Origin of the sequence: Acidiphilium sp. PM, assembly GCF_000219295.1 — a bacterium.
GTDB lineage: Bacteria > Pseudomonadota > Alphaproteobacteria > Acetobacterales > Acetobacteraceae > Acidiphilium > Acidiphilium multivorum.
This window is the reverse complement of sequence record NZ_AFPR01000421.1, coordinates 1-1,806: the sequence shown is the minus strand read 5'-3', so window position 1 is coordinate 1,806 and position 1,806 is coordinate 1. Positions and strand designations below refer to the sequence as shown.

The window sequence follows — 1,806 nt, the reverse complement described above, 5'->3', positions numbered from 1 at the left end:
CCTTGATCGCCAGCACCGGAAACACGCAGGGCATCAGGTTGAGGATCAGGCCCGCCAGCAGTGCGGCGCCGAGCCAGACGATCAGGGGCGTGCCGGCAAGCGGCGGCGGCGCGGCGCCCGGCGCGGCATGCAGTGTCAGCGCCTGCATCCGGCCCGAGGGATCGGTGATCTCGATCACGCCGGCGGCCGCGGTCATCGGCGGGTGCGCCGGCTTGAGCCGGAGGGTGAAGCCATCGCGCACGAAGCCAAGACGCTGCGGCGCCGCGTTGACGATCGCCGCCGGATCATCGGGATAGAAATGCGCGCCCTTCACCACGCTCCGGCCGAGACCGGCGCCGGTGATGGCGAGCGTGCCGTCCGGCGCGATGGTCGCGCGATAGGGCGAGGGACGCGGCAAGGCCGCGCGGGCGGCGCGGAACAGGTCAGCCTCGGCCGACGCACCACCTGCAAGGGCGAGATGGAAACGGCCGTGTTCGGGAACGCAGAGCTTGGGGTTGCAGACCAGCCATTCGGCCTTCGCGTCGATCGCCGTCACACCGGATTGAGGCAGTGTCACGGTGAAGGGAAGCAGCACCGTGCCGCTCTCGATATAGTCGCCCACGCCGCCGCCGGCGACCAGCCAGTGCGGCGGCGGAAAGGCGAATGGGCCGGCCTTCGCCCCTGCCGGCGCGACGATCGACACGGTGGGAGCCTGCCCGGCATCGCCCGGATCCGACCAGTAGATGTGCCAGTCCGGCTTCAGGTGGAACAGCAGGCCGAGCGTGATTGTCCCGGCCTTCGGCGCGTTCGCGGCGGAGACGAGCGAGACCTGCGCGCGCGGCGAGGTGACCTCGTTGCTGCGCGCCGCCCGCGCCGGGCCGGTGGCGGCAAGAGCCAGAAGGAAGGCGGCAAGAGCGGGCAGAAGGCGTTTCATCGGCTCAATATCGCATATCGGGCGGTTCGGTGCTAACCGCCCGCCTCATGGACGAACTGCCGGTTGCCGCCATCCTGCCCGATCTTCGCGCAAGCCTCGCGCGGTCGGCCAATGCCGTTCTCGTCGCCCCGCCCGGCGCGGGCAAGACCAGCCTGGTGCCGCAGGCACTATTGGGTGCGGACTGGCTGGGCGGACAAAAGATCGTGATGCTCGAACCAAGGCGGCTTGCCGCCCGCGCCGCGGCGGAGCGGATCGCGCAGCTGATCGGCGAGGCGCCAGGCGGCACGGTGGGCTATCGCACGCGGCTGGAGTCCGTGACCGGCCCGGCGACGCGGATCGAGGTGATCACCGAGGGGCTGCTGACCCGCCGGCTGCTGGCCGATCCCGGGCTCGATGGCATCGGCTGCGTGATCTTCGACGAGATTCATGAGCGCAGCCTCGAGGCCGATCTCGCCCTGGCGCTGACGCTCGACCTGCAGCGCGGCCTGAGGCCGGAGCTGCGAATCCTCGCGATGTCGGCCACCGCCGACATCGCGACCCTGACCACGCTGCTGGAGGCGCCGGTGATCGAGAGCGCGGGGCGGGTCCATCCGGTGACGATCGAATTCGCCGCGCGCGATCTTGCCGATGCGCGGGACCTGCCGGCGGCGCTGGCCCGCGCGGTGCGCGGCGCGCTGGCGGCGCATCGGGGCGACGTTCTCGCCTTCCTGCCCGGTGTTGGGGAAATCCGCCGCGCCGCCGAGGCGCTGGAGGGCGCGCCGGCCACGATCATGCCGCTCTACGGCGACCTGCCGCCGGCGGAACAGGCGCGGGTGCTGGCCCCATCGAGCCAGCGGCGCGTCATTCTCGCGACCAGCATCGCGGAGACCTCGCTCACCGTGCCGGGGGTGCGG

2 protein-coding genes are annotated in these 1,806 nt (G+C 71.8%); one reads left to right on the top strand and one right to left on the bottom strand.

Annotation, left to right across the window (positions count from 1 at the left end; genetic code table 11):
- Positions 1 to 913: protein-disulfide reductase DsbD domain-containing protein (locus tag APM_RS13180; protein ID WP_007423859.1), on the bottom strand; the 913-nt coding region annotated here is incomplete at its 3' end.
- A 47-nt stretch (positions 914 to 960) separates the two neighbouring features.
- Here APM_RS13180 and APM_RS13175 point away from each other — a divergent pair.
- The coding region (locus tag APM_RS13175; RefSeq protein ID WP_007423858.1) for a DEAD/DEAH box helicase at positions 961 to 1,806 on the top strand (846 nt) is incomplete at its 3' end.